The organism is Martinezella calliandrae (assembly GCF_030272695.1).
In the GTDB taxonomy this organism is placed as follows: domain Bacteria; phylum Pseudomonadota; class Alphaproteobacteria; order Rhizobiales; family Rhizobiaceae; genus Rhizobium; species Rhizobium calliandrae.
The window spans coordinates 1-1,039 of the sequence record NZ_JARFYN010000166.1; the positions used below are offsets into that span (position 1 = coordinate 1).

Sequence of the window (1,039 nt, forward strand, 5' to 3'; positions counted from 1 at the left end):
ATCGCAAGGCCGAATATCTCCATTCGACGCAAACGAAAACGATCCGGATGGTCCGACGAATTCGCAAGAACTGTCATCGCTCAAATGCGATAGCCCTGGTGTTCACCGCCTTGCCTCTTGCATCCTGGTGTCAAAATTTGATACTTTGATTGACGCATGGAGGTCAAAATGGCCGGAAGAAACTTTAGTTTGACGAAACATCTGAGCGAGTTTGTGGACAACGAAGTGTCTTCGGGCCGTCACCAAACGGCTAGCGAAGTGATCCGGGAGGCACTTCGCCGCTACGAAGACGATGTTGTCGCTGAGCGCGCCAGCATCGCGGTGCTTGAGAAGGTGGCAGCGGAAGGAGATGCGGCAATCGAGCGGGGCGACTACACCCTTATTCGAGGACCAGGGGACTCCCAGGAACTGCTTGACCGATTGAATGCGAGGGCTGCTCGTAAGAGCGCACCTACTTCTCCTCGCAATGGCTGAATTTCGATTATCGGGACCTGCCGAAGACCAGATCGACGAGATTTTGGCTCGGAGTGAAGAGAAGTTCGGAGAGTTGTCCCGAGAGCGGTACGCCGCTCTCTTGGTCGCGGCCATGAATGAAGTTGCCTCCAACCCCTACGGGAACATGGTCACATGGAAGCGGTTGTCGTCTGGCAAAATCGGTATTTTTCATATTGAGCATTGTCGACGTCGTGTGGCCGATCCTCCAGGAATCGTAAAGGAGCCTCGCCATCTACAAATATTTAGGGTCGCTCAGGACGACGTAGTCAACATCATCGGCGTGCTTCACGACAGCATGCTTTTGGATAGAGCGATTCGCCGGGTCGTCCGGATGAACCCAGATGTTGAGCCATCAGGGTAGCGCAGCGAGTAGGCCATGCTCGGCTAGTTTGTATCGTCACCGGCATCGTAGCTGAAACACAATGCAGCTCTACATGGATGCCTTGTGGCATTTGCTTATATGAGGAGGGTCAACACGGAACTTTCGTCAGGGTGACATTTGGCACTCCGTTATTCATTGCGGCATCCATGGTCTGAGCCCGTT

At 53.5% G+C, this 1,039-nt stretch carries 3 protein-coding genes; all 3 read left to right on the forward strand.

What is annotated here, in order from left to right:
• A partial coding sequence (locus PY650_RS36515) for a hypothetical protein (protein WP_285884958.1) occupies positions 1 to 193 on the forward strand: 193 nt, incomplete at its 5' end.
• Complete coding sequence (locus PY650_RS36520) at positions 169 to 474, forward strand: type II toxin-antitoxin system ParD family antitoxin (protein WP_285884956.1); 306 nt, start codon at positions 169 to 171, stop codon at positions 472 to 474. The genes PY650_RS36515 and PY650_RS36520, both read left to right, overlap by 25 nt.
• Positions 467 to 856 carry a type II toxin-antitoxin system RelE/ParE family toxin gene (locus tag PY650_RS37620; protein ID WP_432761630.1) on the forward strand — a complete coding sequence of 130 codons (390 nt, stop codon included), beginning with the start codon at positions 467 to 469 and terminating at the stop codon, positions 854 to 856. The genes PY650_RS36520 and PY650_RS37620 overlap by 8 nt, the downstream gene beginning before the upstream one ends.
• The last annotated feature ends 183 nt before the right edge of the window (positions 857 to 1,039 follow it).